The organism is Kitasatospora sp. NPDC101183, assembly GCF_044767945.1.
In the GTDB taxonomy this organism is placed as follows: Bacteria; Actinomycetota; Actinomycetes; order Streptomycetales; family Streptomycetaceae; genus Kitasatospora.
This window is the reverse complement of record NZ_JBIWOW010000067.1, coordinates 1-1069: the sequence shown is the minus strand read 5'-3', so window position 1 is coordinate 1069 and position 1069 is coordinate 1. Positions and strand designations below refer to the sequence as shown.

1 protein-coding gene is annotated in these 1069 nt (G+C 69.8%); it reads right to left on the bottom strand.

Annotation, left to right across the window (positions count from 1 at the left end):
* Nucleotides 1–954: an IS481 family transposase gene (locus tag ACIRRS_RS38315; RefSeq protein ID WP_402981718.1), complete on the bottom strand. Its 954-nt coding sequence runs from the start codon at nt 952–954 to the stop codon at nt 1–3.
* Between the last annotated feature and the right edge of the window lie 115 nt (nt 955–1069).

The window sequence follows — 1069 nt, the reverse complement described above, 5'->3', positions numbered from 1 at the left end:
CTAGGTGTTCTGTCCCGTGAGGTTGGGGATGCGGCTGGCGGGTGGCTTGCCTGCGAGTGCGGTGTGTCCGCGGTGGTGATTGTAGGTGTGGAGCCAGTCGGGGTAGGCGTCTCGGCGTTCCTGTTCGGTGCGGTAGGGCCTGGCGTAGGCCCATTCGTCGAGCAGGGTGCGGTTGAAGCGCTCGACCTTGCCGTTGGTCTGGGGCCGGTAGGGGCGGGTGCGTTTGTGCGCGATGCCCTCGGCCGCGAGGGCATCGCGCCAGGCGTGCGACTTGTAGCAGGCCCCGTTGTCGGTCAGCACGCGTTGGACGGTGATCCCGGCCCGGGCGAAGAACGCGTTCGCCCGGGCCCAGAACGCGGTGGCGGTCTCCTTGCGCTCGTCGGGGAGGATCTCGCTGTAGGCCAGCCGGGAGTGGTCGTCGACGGCATTGTGCAGGTAGCTGTAGCCGGTTCCCGAGCGGTTCCTGCGGCCGGCCTGGCGGCCGAGCGCCTGGTGGCCTCCTCCGTCGGGGATGTTGCCGAGCTTCTTGATGTCGACATGCACCAACTCGCCCGGTGCGGCGCGTTCGTAGCGCCGCACCGGGCGTCCCGTGGCGCGGTCGAGGTGTGAGAGGCGGGCGAGCCTGTAGCGGACCAGGACCCGGTGCACGGTGGCCGGGTTCAGGTGGAGCAGGTAGGCGATGCGGGCCGGTCCCCACCGGCGGAGCAGGCGAACCTTGACGATCCGCCGCTCGGTGCGGGTCGCGGTCCGGCGCGGGCTGCGATGCGGACGGCTGGAGCGGTCGCTCATGCCGGCCTCGCCCAGTGTGCGGTAGCGGTCCGCCCAGCGCTTGGCCGTGGTGGGCGAGACCTGGAAGCGTTCGGCGGCCCGGCGAAGCGGCCAGCCGTCCTCGACCACACAGCGCGCCAGGCGCAGGCGCCCGGTCTCGGTCAGCGGTGCGTTACGGTGTGACATGAGGGCCTTTCTGAAGCCGGTGCAGATGTCGCAATCCACACCGAGCCAGAAGGCCCTCACTCATTTCAAGATCACCCGACCGTGAGCCCTGTCACCAACCTCCGTGGTCAGTACA